This is a genomic window from Pseudanabaena sp. BC1403 (assembly GCF_002914585.1).
Taxonomy (GTDB): domain Bacteria; phylum Cyanobacteriota; class Cyanobacteriia; order Pseudanabaenales; family Pseudanabaenaceae; genus Pseudanabaena.
The window spans coordinates 1-19,373 of record NZ_PDDM01000039.1 but is presented as its reverse complement, the minus strand read 5'-3'; the positions used below and the strand labels follow the sequence as shown (position 1 = coordinate 19,373).

General features: G+C 38.6%; 14 protein-coding genes. 6 read left to right on the top strand and 8 right to left on the bottom strand.

Annotated features, from left to right (window positions below):
• Positions 1–71: 71 nt before the first annotated feature.
• The 8 genes from CQ839_RS25325 to CQ839_RS22740 all read right to left on the bottom strand — a co-directional run bounded on the left by CQ839_RS25325 (position 72) and on the right by CQ839_RS22740 (position 12,040).
• A complete protein-coding gene (locus CQ839_RS25325) occupies positions 72–239 on the bottom strand; it encodes a hypothetical protein (RefSeq protein WP_181016309.1) in 168 nt (55 codons plus the stop codon).
• A gap of 117 nt (positions 240–356) precedes the next feature.
• A complete protein-coding gene (locus CQ839_RS22770) occupies positions 357–623 on the bottom strand; it encodes a hypothetical protein (RefSeq protein ID WP_103670592.1) in 267 nt (88 codons plus the stop codon).
• Positions 624–636: 13 nt separating this feature from the next.
• Positions 637–2,925 carry a hypothetical protein gene (locus tag CQ839_RS22765; RefSeq protein WP_103670591.1) on the bottom strand — a complete coding sequence of 763 codons (2,289 nt, stop codon included), beginning with the start codon at positions 2,923–2,925 and terminating at the stop codon, positions 637–639.
• Position 2,926: 1 nt separating this feature from the next.
• Complete coding sequence (locus CQ839_RS22760) at positions 2,927–6,865, bottom strand: hypothetical protein (RefSeq protein WP_103670590.1); 3,939 nt, start codon at positions 6,863–6,865, stop codon at positions 2,927–2,929.
• A 147-nt stretch (positions 6,866–7,012) separates the two neighbouring features.
• Positions 7,013–10,351 carry a transcription-repair coupling factor gene (mfd, locus tag CQ839_RS22755; RefSeq protein WP_103670589.1) on the bottom strand — a complete coding sequence of 1,113 codons (3,339 nt, stop codon included), beginning with the start codon at positions 10,349–10,351 and terminating at the stop codon, positions 7,013–7,015.
• Positions 10,352–10,364: 13 nt separating this feature from the next.
• Positions 10,365–10,607: a DUF4926 domain-containing protein gene (locus tag CQ839_RS22750; protein ID WP_103670588.1), complete on the bottom strand. Its 243-nt coding sequence runs from the start codon at positions 10,605–10,607 to the stop codon at positions 10,365–10,367.
• 10 nt (positions 10,608–10,617) lie between these two features.
• On the bottom strand, positions 10,618–10,950 hold the full coding sequence (locus tag CQ839_RS22745; protein WP_103670587.1) for a DUF6883 domain-containing protein: 333 nt from the start codon (positions 10,948–10,950) through the stop codon (positions 10,618–10,620).
• Between the two features lie 421 nt (positions 10,951–11,371).
• A complete protein-coding gene (locus CQ839_RS22740) occupies positions 11,372–12,040 on the bottom strand; it encodes a TetR/AcrR family transcriptional regulator C-terminal domain-containing protein (protein WP_374937757.1) in 669 nt (222 codons plus the stop codon).
• Positions 12,041–12,328: 288 nt separating this feature from the next.
• Between CQ839_RS22740 and CQ839_RS22735 the strand changes: the two genes are divergently transcribed.
• The 6 genes from CQ839_RS22735 (at position 12,329) to CQ839_RS22715 (ending at position 19,299) form a co-directional block, all read left to right on the top strand.
• Positions 12,329–13,219 carry a c-type cytochrome biogenesis protein gene (locus tag CQ839_RS22735; RefSeq protein ID WP_103670586.1) on the top strand — a complete coding sequence of 297 codons (891 nt, stop codon included), beginning with the start codon at positions 12,329–12,331 and terminating at the stop codon, positions 13,217–13,219.
• An 88-nt stretch (positions 13,220–13,307) separates the two neighbouring features.
• Complete coding sequence (locus CQ839_RS22730) at positions 13,308–15,023, top strand: tetratricopeptide repeat protein (RefSeq protein ID WP_103670585.1); 1,716 nt, start codon at positions 13,308–13,310, stop codon at positions 15,021–15,023.
• 552 nt (positions 15,024–15,575) lie between these two features.
• Positions 15,576–16,604 carry an NAD(P)-dependent alcohol dehydrogenase gene (locus tag CQ839_RS22725; protein ID WP_258040843.1) on the top strand — a complete coding sequence of 343 codons (1,029 nt, stop codon included), beginning with the start codon at positions 15,576–15,578 and terminating at the stop codon, positions 16,602–16,604.
• A gap of 219 nt (positions 16,605–16,823) precedes the next feature.
• Positions 16,824–16,979, top strand: a complete 156-nt coding sequence (locus CQ839_RS25320; protein WP_181016306.1) for a hypothetical protein — start codon at positions 16,824–16,826, stop codon at positions 16,977–16,979.
• Positions 16,980–17,061: 82 nt separating this feature from the next.
• Positions 17,062–18,630: a leucine-rich repeat domain-containing protein gene (locus CQ839_RS22720; protein WP_146048792.1), complete on the top strand. Its 1,569-nt coding sequence runs from the start codon at positions 17,062–17,064 to the stop codon at positions 18,628–18,630.
• A 201-nt stretch (positions 18,631–18,831) separates the two neighbouring features.
• The gene (locus tag CQ839_RS22715) at positions 18,832–19,299 is read left to right on the top strand and encodes a leucine-rich repeat domain-containing protein (RefSeq protein ID WP_181016305.1); all 468 of its coding nucleotides are present in this window, start codon (positions 18,832–18,834) and stop codon (positions 19,297–19,299) included.
• Positions 19,300–19,373 lie beyond the last annotated feature (74 nt).

Here is a 19,373-nt window from a genome sequence, read left to right as displayed (position 1 = left end):
GCCCCTTCCCTATCTCTTGTCTCATTATGAGAATCTATGTGCGTCAACCCTTTCAAGACTTTTCTGCACCACTAAGGGGCAAGAGTCTGTCCTGCTTGGATATTGGCAAAGTTACCGACTACGGTGATTAGGTCTTGAGCCTTGGGTACTTTTAGCCGCGCTACGGTATAGCCTGTCTCGTCGGAGTGAAAGGTGATGCGTTCGATGATGCCTTGGAGGTAGTCGATGTTGTCAGGCATGAGCCGAAAGAACGGATAAGTGTAGCGATCGCTTTACCATTTATATAGCAATTTTGATTCTGTTGTGGTAAATAGAGATCGTCCCTAATCCCGCAACGTCACAAATCGCTGCGAATATTAGCTTAAATATTGTTTGGTAATCGCCTGACTAATCGCCACCTCCTGTTCCTTAACCGCAGTCTCGCGCAGAGTTGCCAGAAAGTCGCGGAACATTTGGATACCAACATCGAAGCCTTTGGCTAAGGCACTTTGAAGTAGATTTGGCGCAGTGGCAACTGTTGCCGCAACTTGGGCATTAGACAAGAAAATCGCAATGTAAGGATCGTTCTGGGGAATGCCAGACTTAGCCACAATCTCGTAGATTTTAGAACTTCCATTCCTCACACAATTCTATCTCTTAGTTATCAATTAATACTTTCGCTACTTTGTGGAGCAAAGATGATTGACTATTATCACTAATCTTCAAAATATTTTGAGTTAGGGTTGTAAAATGAAGAGAAGTGATCGGATGCTGGATAAGTTCAGATGTGGGGATTGGCTGGTCGGAATACGTCTTTCCAATCAAATGATAAACTCTAAATCCTTTTTTTATAACATTATTGATACTTTTAGCAGATGGAACAAAATACTGAATAAATGATTCATTCCCTAAGTCCAAACATATCATATTTTGAATTCGATTGATAGGATTAATGTTACTGTTATAGTAGGTCACTAGAGGTAATAATTTGCTACTATTTTCACCTTTAATTTGTCGATTAATTTTTAGATTCCCATTTTCCATATCTTCAAGGATATCATTACGTCCGATGAGCATTGGCGTAAATAAGTCATTGGTATAATAGCTAATATATATCTTTGCAGATTCATCCACAAAATATTGTTGATTATCTATTAACTTTTCTGATTTGTTTCGTTTCCTTTTTAAAAATCGAAATCTATCTTCGATCTCTTTCATGTCACGAATTATATTTTTAATATAGATATAGCTATCTTTGTACAAAAATTCTATAGCAACGGCTTGAGCCTTTGCATTAAAAGGACTACGCACATAAATAGTAACAAATTGTTTTTCGGAAAATGACTGGGTAGAAATAGATAACCCAAAGTTAGGATTAATAAGATTTTGCTTTAGCCAATTCTTGATCCCTATCTCAATCAAGGTTTTCTCATATTCAGGTGAGATTTTTATTTTATATTTGTCGTAGAATTTCTCCCATTCTTGAATATTTTTTTGGTTGCTTAGATAGCATGATATGGAATTTGATACGTCCAAAAATAATCCGTCTGTAAAATCCTGTGTATCTACGGATAGAATATTTTGATCAACTGCTTTAGTTGCATAGCTAAGAACTGACAGAGAAGAATTCTCATCTCCAATAGTTACAAATTCTGGAATATCTATTCCCTGCATACTAAAAAATGCACCTGTTTCTAAGTAGTTAAATTTTTTCTTTAACTGTGAATAGAAATCAACTTTATTTCCATCTCTTTTATCTACTTCTATTGATGGATACCAGAAACCATCATTTCTCTGGTAAGCAATTGAACCAGTTTCTTTATCCAAAAGTTTATTGAGAACCAAGTAGTTTTTTTCTCTTTCAAGCTTGATACTTGACCACTCAACATTTTCATAGATCTTCCAGTAAGAATTATCTTCACCCTCAATTTCTACTTTTTCATATTTACTAATAGTTTTTCCAGAATTATAAAATGTTAATAAAGAGATTTTTCCCTGATAGTGCAGGAAATTTTTTAGAAATTGTTGATCAAGTACAGTTAAATCAACTCCAGTATTGTTAATGATTTCTAATGATTCTACAGATTCTATATTCTTGATAAAAGAGTTCTCTAGGTAGTGATCAGCCTGAAAATGAAGAGATTGAAAAGAAATACCCCATTCACTTAAAAAGCCCTCAAGTTTTGATATGATATTTTGGTAATGATAAAGCTGTGTCTTTTTAAACTTATCGAAATCTTTATCAAATCGCATAAAATCGATGGAATTTGAACGCCGTGCATCGTACAAACGGTCAAAGTAGTAGTTCTTATTTTTATAGACTAACAATTCTCCTAGATCATCACCATCTAAAGTACTGTATTTATCTTTCGGTAAGAAACGTAGATTTTTTCGAGTTAACGTTAATGTAAGAACATTATGGTAGTTGTATTTGATTGATAGATTTTGTCCCCAGACAATAAGAACATCTTTAGATATCTTCTGAGAATGAATTAAAAGTAGTTCCTCAAAACCATTAATTGTCTCAACAGCTAAATTTTGAGAAAGAATATAAAACTTAAAAACTAAATTTATGATTTTTTCTTGATTGTTCTTAAACAGGTTCTTCCATCCAGAATGATTTTTATTTGGAGATAGAAAGAATACGTTTTTTTTGTCATGCGATAGAAAATACTGAACTTCCGAATCTTTTAGATTCTCAGTGTAGCTGGATAGCCTTTGCTTGATTTCTGTCTTAATACGTTTGTGACGTATCTTATAAAAGTTGGTGTTTGAGTAATCTTCCTTGGTAAACCAATCATTTTGGATAGCAAAGTATTCAATCCCCTTACCCAACTTAAAAAGATACTGATAAAGTTTTTCAGCAACTTCTTCAGATGTTTCAGTTATCTTTAATTGATTTGTTCTTGATATATCAGATAGTTCTTTAATCATTTTATCTTTCATTCTATTTCTCCTTGTGGAATAAAAAATCTTTGAGGATACTGGACTCAACTGGAAAATTATGATTGTCAAAACAAATCAAACTTCCAGAAAACAATGTGGGTGAGTATTGCTGGTTTTTCTCTTGGGTTGCGTGTAAATTTAGAAGTAAGCCTTTCACTGTGCCAAATTCTGAATAATCTGAAGCAATAGCATTTAGCTTATTTTGAGCTTTTTCTAATGTCTTGCTTGACAAGTTATTTCCCGAAGCGATACTCCATGCTTTAACATCAATACAAAATAGTGCATTGTTCTTAACATAGTATAAATCAAACTGCTCATAAAGCTTGTTGTATCTTTTGAAATCTAGCAGTGGCTCAAAACCATGATTGGTTTTTATGTCTTTCCAAGCTTTCCCCTTGAAAAATACATTCTGAATCCAACGTTCTACAAAATTTTCGGCTAGGGATGGATATAACACATCATAAAAAAATTGTGGACGTGGAATATAAGTGTTAAAAATATCTGGCTGAGGAATCAACTCATTATATAGCTTGTAAATTGAGTCTGTCGAAGAATCGAGGGATCTAATTTCACTACCTTCTAAATCATCATCTTGAGCATTTATTTTTAAATATTCAGGATATAATCGCTTAAGATAAGGATAGATTTTATCTCCATTGATACTGTCGCTAATAATCTGAAATTTTTTGCCATCTTCCTCTACTGAAGCTAAATGGGGCATAAATTCAGGTTGTTCTGTATTGTGATAGAACAATGATTCAATAAATTCAGCAGGAAATAGCCCTGACTCTCTTAACTTGCTAAGATACTTATCTGGATCTTCAAAAACAACTGGATCACGAAGCGCTTCCCATGCCTTAGTGATTGCGAAACTATCTTTATCTTGATGAAACTTATCAATTTCATTCAACATTTTTTCTCTAAATGTCTGTAAATCTCGATAAGCATCAATTTCATTGTAGACATGATCTTCGTAATCAATAATCGATCTTTTCTTCTCTTCCTCTTTAACGCTTAAGTAAACACTATGGTTGTTAACGGAAAACTTACGAATTTCATTCTCTTCTTCCTGTTCCAAGTATCTGTAGAAGCTCACTAAATTCTTTTGAGTTTCTTCATTTATAAAAATTTTGATTACTTGGTTTGAGAAGTCTCGTCTCTCAGATCTGCCAATAGCTTGCAAAACTCCTTTTCCTAATAAAATCTGATGTTGCTGTTCTCTAAATGCCGCAGCTTCTGGTTGACTCAAGTATTTGTTAAAATCTTTTATTTCAAGACTAGAATCTCCTAAATTCACAATGCTCTTCATTAATGCAAAGTGATATCGTGTCATAGATTCTCCCGAATCATTTGACTTAGATTTCATTACTGTGTAGTAACTATCCATTAATAAAACCAAAGAATCAAAATCTTTTTCATCACCATTTTTATTTCTTATGATAGGATTTAACCCCTTTGAAGCTGACTCATAAGCCGATATGAAGAATATTTTCTGTCCTTCTTCTTCAACAAGTTCATCTAAATATGTTTTCTGATTTAATTTATTTGTATACAAACTATTGAATAATGCTTCATATAAAACTAGTTTAACAGAAATATTACTTTGATATTTGGGATGCTTTAGGCTAACAAAATATATGTTTGGATGATCTGATGATGCCTCAAATTTAAAATGATTGTGACGAATTACCTCACAGTGACGGATTAATTTTCTAATCCAGCCTAGTGTTTGAGTAAAAGCAATTGTCTCTTGAATTTCTTCATCTTCAAAAAGATAAAACAAGAAACGAATAAAACCACTTAGTTCTTGCTGTTTATATATGCTAAACCAAGTCTTATCACCCTTAAAAGACTCTACAACACCTTCTAAAATAAGTTTCTCAAATCGATCAGCTACTTCTTGGGTATTTTTGTTGGGGAAAGATGATGAATCTTTACTAAAAAAGCCTACTGTAATCTGTCGTTTATCCTTACGGTCATCTCTGATATTCTCACAAAGTTTAATTTCTTTCTCGATCATTGTTTTAAAAGAACTTTGCCCAAATTCATTACGCAACCTATCTTCTAAATAACGCATATCGTAACTTGTGCTTAAATCTCCTTTAATTCCCCCTGTAGCTGAAATGAGAAAAATAACGTTGCCATTCTTACTTAGCATCGAATTTATCTTATGTTCAGGTGAAGTTAATATAGCTGTACTCCCAATAGAAACTTCTCTAAGTCGATGATCAATCAAATTATTTTTAGAGTTTTGATAGCGAGAAATTTCTTTGATATTTATGATAGATTTATAACTTTCATAGACATAGGTGCGGTTTAAATATTTGAGTATTTGATTTTGAGATTTATTTTCTTCATTTGCTTTTTGTGTTTTCTCTATTTGTTCTGACCAAATATCTAAAGAGCGTGATTGAGAATCATCTGCACTTAGGACATTAGCGAGAATATCTTTAATCGGTTTAACCTGCGATCGGACAGCTAGAATGGAATAAATTAATTCTGCTAAGGAAGTTTTGTCTGAAGTTTCTTCTTCACTTATAAGTACATGACCACCTGATGTTTTGCTTAAAAACAATTTTTTCAAAACGTCAATATTGTAAACATACAGATTGTTGTATGAAAAAATGTTCATTAAATCATTACTGATTTGGTTGTAAAGTTTCTCAGGAATTAACAGGCTTCTATTGTTTTCAAATTTTGATAAAACCCTAGATAGCATTTTAAAATCCAATGCAATAGAGTTCTCCTCGTTATAATGCTTAAAAATTTCAATAATATCCTCTACTGATTTTTCAAGCCCCTTATCAATCTTGACTACCTGCTTCAGGAAATTAATAGAGTTCCCTTCCTCATAAGTTAGTCTTTGATACGTTTGAGCGAACTTTTGTAGTTTTTGCTCTATAGCTTTATCTTTCTCGAAATGATCTTGAAATTCATCAAAGGCTCCCTTATTTTTATCGATAAAAGCTAAGAATTCTCTATTTTCTTCGTTTAGTTTAGAAAAGAGAATAGAAAACTCTCTGTTAATAGAAGAGAGCGCATTATTGATTGCCAGCTTTTGCGGAGAGATGATATCTATCTTCTTGTCTAGGATAATTTGATATCCATCTTCCTGTTCATCAAAAGCAATTATGAACTTCCTAGATTTATTTGTGGGCTGAATAACGTATTGATCAAGAAAGTTGCTTTTCTTTACCCAAGTTTTACCGTTGTGGGTGAAATACGGAATAGAAGTTTCAAATTTATCATATGTGAGCATCAAAATCCCTGACTTTTCTCTCAAAAGGTGGAGAGGAAAAAATATTTCAGTTAAGTTTAAGCATTCCTCTGACCAACTCGCTTGATCCAATTGACATTTAATAATAAATTCCAAAAAACCTTCAATTAGGCTATTTAGTTCGCGTATTGCTCTTGTAGTTTCAGATTTATTAAAATCTTCATCTCCGAAACCAGCTTTTTTGATGTACTCAAGTCTGCTTATTACTCCGTCTATTCTTTTAAGTTTTTGCTTGTTTTCTTGAACCTTTTCGTTTGGATACACTTTTGAATCGACATTCCAGATTTTTTTGTCTTTAAGTATTGAAGGTATCCATTTTTTATATGATTTGACATGTTCATCCGTCATTTTCATTTCTAATGAATTTAGTTTGTATACGGGAATATCTGGATATTGCATTAAAATAGAATGTGGAATATGCAAATGCTCTCTTAGTGGAGCAACATACACACCAATTATCTGACTATCTAGATTTTCTCTAATTGTTGTGCATATTGCTTGAAATAACTGATGAGTCTTTCCTGATCCTGTTCCATAATTGATGAGTTTGAGTTGGGAACGATTTTCTCGAAAACTATCTTCAATTGTTTCAAGATAGGAATCAAGAATTTTAGAACGCGATGCGCCTACTTGATCATTAGGAAAGTCTGTTGTTTTTTGCATTATTTTTGGAGAGTGTTATCTAGGTTAGATATGTCTGAGTGCTATTTAGATAGCAAGTTATTGACTATTACAACCATATTACTACATAAAAATTCGACTGGGTTATGCTTGATACATTAATCGAGTTGTTGTGCGATCGCCTAAAGCTCACTTCAAAAAAAAGCCCAACCACTCAATCAAGAAATGCACCTGCTTATCCCCAGGCAGGAGCGCCAAACTCGTAATCTTAATTCTCCCCTTCTCGAAAGAGAAGCGATAATAGAACTCAATCGGGATCTTGGCATGAAGTAACTCCCAAAGTGAATCCGTAAGCTTCGAGTCCAGAAACAGATCGCGCCCATTCTCTGATGCATAAATGCGAAACACCCCAACCTGACGCGCCACCAGCTTCAGTTCCATCACTCTGAGCAATACCTGCGTTTCTTCAGGCAAAGCCCCATACAGCCCCTCCCAAACCGCAGCCAACTTGAGAATCTCCTCCTTCGACTTCACCTTCGCCAAAGTCAAATAAGCATTAATCTTCGTCTCATTGTCCGCCATATAGGTATCAGGAATAAAAGCCACCAAACGCGGCAACTGAAGCTCAGTATCGGCAACTTCAGGCAAAATCTTTCCCCGTAACTCATTAATATATTCCTGAAGTAAATCCATATAGAGCGCAAAGCCAATCACATCCGCCTGCCCCGACTGCTCTTCACCCAAGAGATCCCCCAACCCGCGAATCTCCATATCGCGCATCGCCAGTTGATAGCCCGAACCAAGCTGACTAAACTCCTGAATCGCATCCAATCTTCTCTTCGCTGAATCTGTCAACTCAAGATTAGGCGGATACAGCAAATAAGCATGAGCCTGAATTCCCGCCCGACCAACGCGACCACGCAATTGATACAGTTGCGCTAAACCCAACTTATGAGCATCCTCAATCACAATCGTATTCACACGCGGGATATCCAACCCTGACTCAATAATCGTCGTACAGAGGAGAATATCTGCCTCATTGTTATTAAAAGCAACCATCGCCGCCTCTAACTCTGACTCCTGCATCTGCCCATGCGCGATCGCCAATCTCACATTCGGTAACATCACCTGCAAAGAAACAGCGATCGCCTCAATCCCCTCAATGCGCGGCACAACATAAAACACCTGACCACCACGATCTAACTCATGACGAATCGCGGTTTTCACAAGTGACGCATCGTAAGCAGACAAATGGGTTTGAATCGATCGCCTTGAGGGAGGAGGAGTGGCAATCACACTCATTTCGCGTACTCCCGAAAGCGCCGCATAGAGAGTACGCGGAATCGGTGTTGCACTCAGAGTCAATAAATCCACGTTCCCCTTCATCGCCTTGATCTTCTCCTTCTGCAAAGTCCCAAAACGTTGCTCTTCATCAATCACCAGTAAGCCCAAATCGTAAAACTCAACATCCTTAGACAACAGTTGATGCGTACCGACAATGACCTGTACATTACCATCTGCAACCTTTTCTAACACCTGCTTGCGCTCCTTCGCAGGGCGAAACCGATTCACGATCTCTACAGTAAAAGGATAAGCCGCAAACCGAGTTTGGAGCGTATGAAAATGCTGCTGCGCCAGAATCGTTGTGGGAGCTAACAGAGCCACTTGTTTACCCGCACAAATCGCCTTAAAAATTGCTCTCACCGCCACCTCCGTTTTACCAAAGCCGACATCACCGCACACCAACCGATCCATCGGGCGATCGCTTTCCATGTCTTGCTTCACATCTTGCACAGCTTTGATCTGATCTGGTGTCAGTTGATAGGGAAAAGAATCCTCCATCTCCTGTTGCCAATCGGTATCGGTTGGAAAAGCATAGCCGACTAAATTAGCGCGGCGGACATAGAGTTGTAGTAAATCCCTCGCTAACTTGTAAATCTCCTTTTGGCATTTGCTGAGAGTGTTATCCCACACCTTTGTGTTGGTGATGCTATGTAACTTAGGAGGCTTGTTAGAAGCACTACGATAGCGGGAGAGAATCTTCTCATTTTCTGGCGAGATCGCCACCGCAGTTTTACCATCAGCAAACTCAACGATGTAATGCGGTTGCTTTTCTCCCTTCACTTCAATGGTTTCAAAGCGTGTAAATTTACCAATCCCATACTTACGATGCACGACATAATCACCCACATTTAGCTCGTCAGGATTAACTGACTTAGCAGAAGTTATGTGTGAGGGATGGACAAAGGTTGGCGAGGCTAGTAATTGCTGTCCGAATAATTCGCGATCGGTCAAGAGAGCTAGATTACAACTAGGCAAAACAAAACCTTGCATCTCCGTCAGTCCCGAATATTTCAAAATGACGGGTTTACCAGCTTTCTGAATCCGCGCAATAGACTGTAAATCATCAGAATCACTGACAAAGTTAGCAATGCAGTCATACTCCTTGAGTAAAGTTGCCACACGCAAAGGTTGAGCCGAAATCAGCGTGACTTGATATTCCGATTTGAGATATTCACGAATCAGCGCTGCAATCTGGTCAAACTGATGGGGAAATATCGGAATAGAAGCAGTAGCAAAATCAAAAATATTGGCTTTGGGTTTAAGCGATCGCTCGCTAAGTTGAAGCATTTGAAACTTCTTCGCCTCAGTCATGCACTGAGCAAAGTCCCAATGCAGTTTCGGTGTATTGGCTTGCGATTGATTTTGATAAAGATCATCCGCAGCTTCGTACCAGCGATCGCCATAGCTCTGACATTGTTCGGGTTCATCAATGGCAACAATGAAATTCTTGGGTAAGTAATGCAGTAATGTAGCTTTGTGAGCAGAAACCAACTCATCCAAATCGACAGGAGCGATCGCGATGCTGGATAGATCAGTGAAGCTTTTAGGATTGGTGGGGTCAAACTCTCTGATTTTCTCGACAGTGCCGCGATTACAGCTTAGGCGCACGGGTTGATTTCGATTCACTGGAAATACTTCAAAACTAAATCCTTTGCGGCTCCATTGTTTTGATTCCTTTACTTCTTTGACTTCTTCATATCCCAATCTTGCCAGAGCAGAAGCTAGTAATTTAACCGATTGCGAATCGCCGATATTGAGATAGATGCTATGTTTTTGGAAGACTTGAGTGGATGGTAGATGGGGCTGTAGCGAGTTAATGGTGGTAGCGATCGCTAAATTAGACTGTGGTTTGGCAAGTAGTTCCGCTAGTATCTCAATCCTTGTCCAAGCAGTTTCTAAATCGATTTGGGCGGATTCGTAGGGAAATGTATCAAGGGGTTGATATAGATAGACGCGCCATGACATTGACTGGAGTTGTAAAGCCCATCGGGTGGCTTCTTCAACTGTGGCGGTGATGATGAGTAATGGTTTAGTTTGTTGTTGGCATAGGTGAGTGCTAATCAGTCCTTTGCCTAAGCGTGATAGTCCTGATAGGGATAGGCTTTTGGCTGTTTTGAGTTTCTCGCCTATTTTTGTGGCGATGGTTGATCTAGATATGTTCTCTAGGACTGATGTGAAGGTCATAGGTTGGGAATAGTCATGAATAGACTAATTCAGGTTCATTGATAAGGCGTAATAGCTTGACAGGTTCGATTGTTTCCATAGCGAAGGTATTGCCTTTTTTATCGGTAAAGTCGATTAGGAATGCTTTGTCATCAAAGGACATTAAAACTGTTCCCATTTGTCCTCGTCTCAGTAGGATTTGCTTGTGAGTGACTTTATGCGTAGCAATCGCATCTTCGGTTAAAGCAACAAGGTCATATTCTTGGATTTCGTTCATAGTTGTTTTTCTAATCAATAGGGTAAGTATTCGTAAGGCGTGGAAAGTCTTCAGTAATTTTGATAATCCAACAACTCAGAATTAGTGATTCACCAACATCAGTATGAAGTTCAAATGCGAGATCGTAGTGAGTGCCATATTGATCTACCTTGTAAAGTTCTGCTTCGCCTTCGATGGCAGCTTCTTTTAGAGACAGTTCTAGAAGTTCCTTATTAGCGATGGTAATACCAAGACGTTTTTCAAAAAGTAGGGCTTTATGTTTACCTTTCTGATGTTCATAGTTTAGACAGTAGCGTTCGAGTTTATCTCCCAGTTCAGCTCTGTCCCCGTTGGGAAGTTTCATTAGCTTGATGATGTAGTGGGAATGTCTTGAATTAGGCGATCTAGGGTTTCAGTGAGTTGATCGCCTAGTTGTTGTATTTTTTCGCCGAGGCGATCGGGGACTTCTAAGATGATTTGCATTGGCTATGATTTGATCAATGTGAGTTGTGCTTATTGTAGCAAGGTTGTTATAGGCAATCGCATCTCTAGCAAGTCAATACATTTACCATTTTTTCGGTAAACCACGAAATTGTAAAAGTATTCTGAGTATTAGCATTAGAGATAATCCTACGGTTATTTAACTAAAGTAGAGCGCCTTCATAGAGAAAATTAATCGCCAAAACTAAAAACTGATAGGCGGTCAAGGCATAACAAATCTTTGGAGTGGACGAAGTTTTAATATTTTGGTTGAGATTGAAAGTTATTTCTGCCGCTTAATTCAGTTAGGCTTTATTTAGAAGCTTTTCGAGACCATTGAGAATTAATTCCAGACCAAAATTAAAGTCTGCAATGCCATCATAATGTCCGTCGATCAGGTAGTGCGTCAGTCGATTCATGTAGGGGTATTTGTCAGCAGGGATATTCGGAATATATTCCTTGGCTGTTTTAACATATTCTGCCTCATTGATCGGAAAGTTTAACTTCTGAAGCGTAAATCCATAGATGTGACTATCGATCGCATTCCAAGCTCGATCGGCTATCTCGTATGAAAAGCCCGCTTCGCATAGACAGCCCAATGTCGCATCTATATAGCGCAACATTGCTGGGCCCACATTAATGCGCGAGACGATCGGCATCGTCACCCAAGGGTGACGCAACAGTACCTCATGTGCTGAATTCGCCCGTCGGTGCATTGCCGTCTTCCAATCAATGCCAAGATCGGGTACTTCGATTTCGCTTACCACCAAATCGACGATACCATCTAATATGTCGTCTTTGTTTGCTACATGATTATATAGTGACATCGCCTGAACACCCAGATTTTGAGCTAACTTTCGCATTGAGAGTGATTCAATCCCGCCATCGTCAGCCAGACGCATTGCCGCAAGTAAGATCCGTTCGCGACTCAACGGGATTTGGGGTATGACATTTGAGTTGCTCGACTTCACAATTTTTGTATCGATCCATTTTTCATCTTGATAAATTTAGGTTATGAGCTGCACTTAACAAGATAAGTATAGCTTACACTGTAAGTACATCTCAATTTGATTGGCTACCGATGTAATGATGGAAAGTATGGTGTTCTCGCCCAGCAAGATCGCTCACAGAAGCTTACAGAAATGTTACGGGAAGCTTTAGCCATTTTGACAACGGCAAACGTATTTATCATCGTAAAGTCAATGATGCTTTTTATCGCCTGCCCTGCACCTAAGCTGTCATATATTTTTTAAAGTTAAAAGATGTTTACAATTAAACAAAAAAAATTACTCCTTTCGAGTGCTTTAGAACGAGTCTGGTCAGTACAAAATTGCTGGAGTTTTGATTGGTTGCTTATTCTAATAGCTATACTTTCGACAGGTATTGGCAATTTGTTATTGCCAGAAATTACTTGGGGTCTGACGCAGAGCCAAGGTTTAGAAACCTCATGGGGAAAGGAAAGAAAAGCCCATCTAAAAGGATCTGTTGCACAGAGGAGTAATGATGCAGAAGCCTATTACCAGCAAGGCAATACCTATTTAAAGCAGCAAGATTATGATCGGGCGATCGCCGAATATACCCGAGCGATCGCCCTCGATCCCACGCATATTTATGCCTATGACAAGCTGGCTGAGAGCTATCGAAAGCTATCCGATCAGTATTTTTATAGCAAGCAACCTGACAAAAGTCGAGCTACCTATGACAAAGTGATAGAAGTTAATGGCAAAGAATTTCGCCAAGGTTCTGTGACCTGCGGGCAGAATGAAGGAGACCAACGAGAAGTTGCCATTCTCACAAAGGAATTTGCTGCCATTTTCTGTAACAGTAATGTTTATCACAACTGGGATGATGTAACTGGTGAGATGGTTTTTGCGGGGGAATACTACTATGTCAGTCAATCTCGTCAAAATGGGGAAATCAAAAAAATATCTAATGCGACTCGTTCTATCAATGAAGCCAAGAGGATCATAACCTTCCAAGTAACTGAAGGACAGAATACTTATCGAATTGAGACCAATGAAGGTTTGAATACTAACTTCATTTTCAGAAATGAGCGAAGGTATCTCTATGAGGAGCCTTGTTGGCGCACTTTTTCAATCCTTCAGAATGGAAAGCAGATTTATCACCAAATGCTCGATGGTTGTCCGAATTGATCGCTTTCTATCTATTTTAATTGATTGGTTTAAATCGCTGTCAAATTACAGATTTGTTTAGGTAAATTTAAGAAAAGGTATTCTACCAATGATGCTATTAAACAAAAATATGATCGCCCATTTGGGAATGATTGGGCTTGGGGCAGGAATATTATGGGGAATAGCACCGTCGCCAGTTCAGGCTAATGATCGCTCTGTGCTTTGTAGTAATCGCCAAATGACCACCCAAGTGGCATTGACAACACCAGAATATTTTGCAGCAATTTGTAGTCGAGGTTATCTGGATCAAAGCACTGGCTGTTATGTGCCAACAGAATATTATTACGTGGGTCAATCTCGTAGTACCAAGGAAACATTAACTGTGCCACGAGGGATCATTGAAGTCTCACAGCAGCCCCCAATAACGATTTACAAAGCAACGGAACGTATTAACACCTATCAGATTGCTACCAGTGGTCCCCAAACCCGTGAGCCTTGGACATCTCTATCTATCTTTGAGAATGGACGACGGATTTACCATCACAAAGTGAATGATTATTTGGGCGATCGCCAATGCCGTCCTCAATATCAACCTGTGCCAATTCCCTCATCTTCTTTTACGCTTCCATTTCCCAAGTTCGAGCCTATACCAGAACCTAAGTTAGTGCCTTTTCCGAAGATACCACCATCTCTTACGCTTCCATTGCCCAACTTATATCTGCCCCAACGTTCAGACAAAACCATTGAGGGCTACAGTCGGCAAATTGCAGCTAATCCTAACAACTTAAAAGCTTATTTTGCCCGAGGTAATCGCTATTACGATTTGAAGCGCTATCAAGAAGCGATCGCCGATTATAAACAAGTGATTCGCCTAAAACCAAATCACGCAATCTCCCATTTTAATCAGGGAGTCAGCTATTATCGCGCCAACAATCCTAAGGAAGCATTGGTTTCATTTGAGGCAGCGATCGCACATGCTTTAGTGTCTGATCCCCAATCGCCTTTGTTAGCCATGTTTTATAACAATTTGGGGATAGTTCAAAGAGATCAATTACCGATTGCTCAAGCGTCATCGGTATTTTTAGAAGCTATCAAGATTAATCCGAATTATGCGCTTTCCTATTACAATCGGGGGCTACTAATTCAGAGTTTTAGGGGCAATGAATTGGCGATCGCCGACTATACGAAAGCTATCAAACTCAGTCCGTTATTTGTGATGGCTTACCTCAACCGTGGTCGGGCTTACTATGACTATGACTCTACGGCATCTGATTACGCAGTAAATACGGTTAATGCCCTCACGGGTGCAGCGATTGACAATACCAAAAACTACCAACAGGCGATCGCTGACTATACTGCTGCTACGAACATCGACCCAACTAACGCCCTTGCCTATTTCCAACGGGGCATCGTCCATTACCGCATGAAAAACTACGATCAAGCGATCGCCGACTTCACCCAAGCGATTACCCTTGATAATAATTACCTTGATGCCTACACCAACCTTGGTATTGTTTACGCTGAAGGAAAGAAAGATTATGGACGAGCAATTTTCTACTTCGGGCGCACCAAGGAAAAGAATCCCCAATATGCCCCTAGTTACTATAATCTAGCCGTTGGTTATGCTGCTCTTACCCCTAAGGATTCTGGTCTTATTGATGCTTATTATAAGAAAGCGATCGCCCTTGACCGCCAATATGAGAGTGATTACCACAAAGACCTGAGCCAGCAACATTATGCTTTTCAGGATGATTATGAACTTATCCCTGCTCTAGCAGAAATTATCGTTCCTTCTGATCCCCTTACTTCTCGGAAGAAAACTTGACAGATTAGCTGCTCTATTTTTATTCAGAAACTATTACAATCCACATTCCGTTCGTCATGGAAGGGAACAAGCACAGGCGCAGATTTTGCAAACATTAAGGTCATGGCAAGAGATTAACTTAATCCTAATTAACTCTACAACTCTATCAATCCTAAAATGTGATGTTAATGCGTTGATACATAGTTGTGAATACACATTTAGGACTTACGCAAAAAGACTTGAAACCCTGATTATAGCGTAGGGGCAATTCATGAATTGCCCCTAGTTTTGGCTGTTTTGCGTAAGTCCTAACATTATTAATGTGTATTATTTTGCTCATTCTAATGCATCTCAAGCAAGATCCACTCGCGACTTAAGGGGCTTTGGGGCATGACATTTGAATTTCTCACTTTCACCACTTCACAACTTTTGTATTGATCCATTTTTCATCTTGACAAATTTAGGTTATCGGGCTTACAGTGTAAGTATAACTTACACTGTAAGCCCGATAAATTCTGTAGCTTGACTTTAGAAAATTAATATCAGTGTCTGCCAAATGTTGAGAAAAAAGCTATGACAACATCAAATCCTCTCCCTATTTTTGAAGGGAATCACCTACGGAATGACAAAATGAAAGCGATCGTCCAGACTGAATATGGTTCACCAGATGTATTGAGTCTGAAAGAAGTTGACAAGCCCGTAGTAGCAGATAATAAAGTGCTGGTAAAAATTCGCGCTTCCTCCGTCAATGCTGGCGACTGGCATCTGATGCGTGGAGATCCATTCTTTATTCGCCTAATATTTGGGGGCTTCCTCAAGCCTAAAATCCAAATCCTCGGCGTAGATATCGCTGGACAAGTGGAAGCTATTGGCAAGAACGTTACCGAGTTTCAGGTGGGTGATGAGGTATTTGGTGATCTTTCAGAGTGTGGTTTTGGCGCATTTGCAGAGTATGTCTGTGTGATCGCATCAGCATTGGCGCTCAAGCCGACTAACACCTCATATGAGCAAGCTGCAACCGTTCCTACTGCTGCTCTTACAGCACTTCAGGGACTGCGAGACTGTGGGGAAATTCAATCTGGTCAACAGGTATTGATCAATGGTGCATCGGGCGGCGTAGGGTCTTTTGCAGTGCAGATTGCTAAAGCCTTCGGGGCAGAGGTGACTGCGGTATGTAGTACAAACAAAATGGAGATGATGAAAGCGATCAGCGCAGACCACATCATCGATTACACCCAAATAGATGTCACAAAAAATGGACAGCAATACGACCTCATCTTGGATGCTGCCGCCTATCGATCAGTATTCGACTACAAAGCAATATTGAAGACTGGGGGAACCTATATTCTCGTTGGTGGTTCTATTGGCAGATTGTTCCAAGTGATGTTTTTCAGTTCTTTGATTTCGAGAATAATGCATCGCAAAGTAAAGTTTGTAACTGCTAAACCCAATCAATCGGATTTGGCTATTTTACGGGATTTGATTGAAGCTGAAAAAATTGTTCCTTTTATTGATCGCACGTACAGTCTGAGCGATGTGCCGATGGCAATTCGCCACCTCGAAGAGAGGAAAGTGCGGGGGAAAGTTGCCATTAATGTTTGATATGCCTAAGTGTGGTTTGGTGGATAGATAGATGTAGATAGTTTCTAAAAAGAAAAGGATCGGGTTTGTAGTGTTTTGTCTATAGTTTAGAGCCAGTGCCGATCTGATTTTTAGGACTTACGCAAAACAACGAAATGTAAGGGCAATTTATGAGTTGCCCCTAGGACGTAATGAAGGTTTTGAGTCATTTTTGCATAAGTCCTAATTTTTTGAATGTTAATGAGCGTCCTTTCCTTTTTAGGACAACCACATTTCCTGTGGTTGTCCGCTCAAGCCGACAGAAGATATTTTGACAGTTGGAAACCCGATCACATGATTGGAGGTGGAGCAGAGTTAATTCGTCGATTTGTCACAAATGAGTTGAGTATTCAGTGACTCGTTAAAAAAATTGTCCGAAGTATTGATTAAAGTGTTGTCTTTTTTTATAAATTTATACAGAAAAATAGTCAAAACTAGCATGAAATTATTTTTGCCTCTTGGTATTTTCTCGATCACTACATTGCTCCTATCATTTCAAGTTCCAAATGTAGAAGCACTCCCAGCAGATAATCAAAGCTTTGAGCAGTGGTGTTTACAAAAAGATTCGCTTCCAGACGAGACCAAGAAAACAGTTGAGGTATTGCTCAAAAAAGCTGGCACACAAGACTGCAAATTAGCTGATACGAAACTCAATAGTCTAACGGCGCTTGATCTTAGCAGTAATCGCATCAGCGATGTCAAGCCCCTTGCAAGTTTGACTAAGTTGAATAGGCTTTTTCTCGCTGACAACCAAATCATTAATACTAATCCTCTTGCAAATTCACCTAATTTGACTCATCTAAATCTTGGGAAAAATCAAATCAGTGATGTTAAGGCTTTAGTGGGACTAACTAATTTGATTTTTCTCGATCTTAGTCGCAATCAAATTAGTGATGTCAAGCCACTTGCAGGTTTGAGTAAGTTGATTTACCTTGATCTTGACGAGAATAAAATTAGTGATGTCAAGCCACTTGAGGGTTTGACTAACTTGGAGGCGCTTCTTGCCCAAAAAAATCAAATTAGTGATGTCAAGCCGATTGCAGGTTTAATTAACTTGACGAGCCTCTTTCTCTCCAACAATCAAATCAGTGATGTCAAACCACTTACAGGTTTGACTAAGTTGAATTTTCTATTTCTCTCCAACAATCAAATCAGTGATGTCAAACCACTTACAGGTTTGACTAAGTTGGCAAGTCTCTATCTTGGCAACAATCAAATTACTGATGTTAAACCACTTACAGGTTTGACTAAGTTGACAAATCTCTATCTCGGCGAAAATCAAATCACCGATGTGAGCCCGCTTACAGGTTTGATATCACTGACAGAACTCTATCTTGGCGCAAATAAAATCAGCGATGTTACCCCCCTTGCAGGTATGACTAAGCTGACAAGACTTTATATCGGCATTAATAAAATCAGCGATGTCAAGCCTCTTGCAGGTATGACTAAGTTGAATTTTCTAAATATCTACAACAATCAAATCACTGATCTTAAACCCCTTGCAGGTATGACTAATTTGACTGAGATCTCTCTAGGCATTAATAAAATCAGTGATGTCAAGCCTCTTGCAGGTATGACTAAGTTAAATTGGCTATATCTCGGTGAAAATCAAATCAGTGATGTGAGTCCGTTGTCAAATTTGACTAATTTGACGAGACTCTATCTCTTTGTCAATAAAATTAGTGATGTCAAACCTCTATCGAATTTGACTAATTTGAATATACTAGTTCTCTCTGGGAACAAAATCAGTGATGCCGAACCCCTTACAGGTTTGACTAATTTGAATATACTCTCTCTCTCTCAGAACAAAATCAGTGATATCAAACCACTTACAGGTATGACTAAGTTGATTGAACTCTATCTGCAAGATAATCAAATCATTGAGGTTAAGCCTCTTGCGAGTTTGACTAGTTTGACAAAACTTAATCTTCTCAATAATAAAATTATTGATTTTAAATCTCTTGAGAGCTTGACTAATTTAACAGACTTTTCTATAGGAGTAAATTAAATCAGTAACTGATGTCGCGCCGAACATAGCTGATGAATCTTCTGCTGATATCGCAGCAGTGCAATCATAGGAGAATTCTCTCCATCCAAACAATTCATCTTTAGGGCTGGCTCATCGAGGCAACCCTACCCCCTTCTATCCAAAAACAGATTTAGGAGTATATTTTTAATGCGTTTACACAGAAACACAGTCAAAACTACCATGAAATCATTTTGGTGCTTTAGTATTTTCTCGGTCACTACATTGCTCCTATCATTTCAAGTTCCACAAGCAAAAGCAGATCAAACTAATCATCAAAGTTTTGAGCAATGGTGTTTACAAAAAGATTCTCTTTCAATAGAGACTAAGTATACGATCAAAGTGTTGCTTGAAAAGTCTGGGACACAAGATTGTAAATTAGCTGATAAAAATCTTAATACTCTACCTACCCTCGATTTAAGCGGATATCAAATCAGTGATGTTAATCCCATTGCTGCTTTGACCAATTTGACGAAACTTGCGATCGCTTTGAGTGCAATCAGAGATATTAAACCACTTGGCAATTTGACTAAACTAACTGAACTCTATCTCGGAGGCAATCAAATCTCTGATATTAAGGCTCTCGCAAGTTTGACCAATTTGACTTCCTTAAATCTTAACGGGAATCAAATCAGAGATATAGCAAAGTAAGGTTAAGATAGGACATAAAATTGAAACAGAAGAGACAGAAAAAGAAACGAAAATGACAGCAGCTTACAGCATAG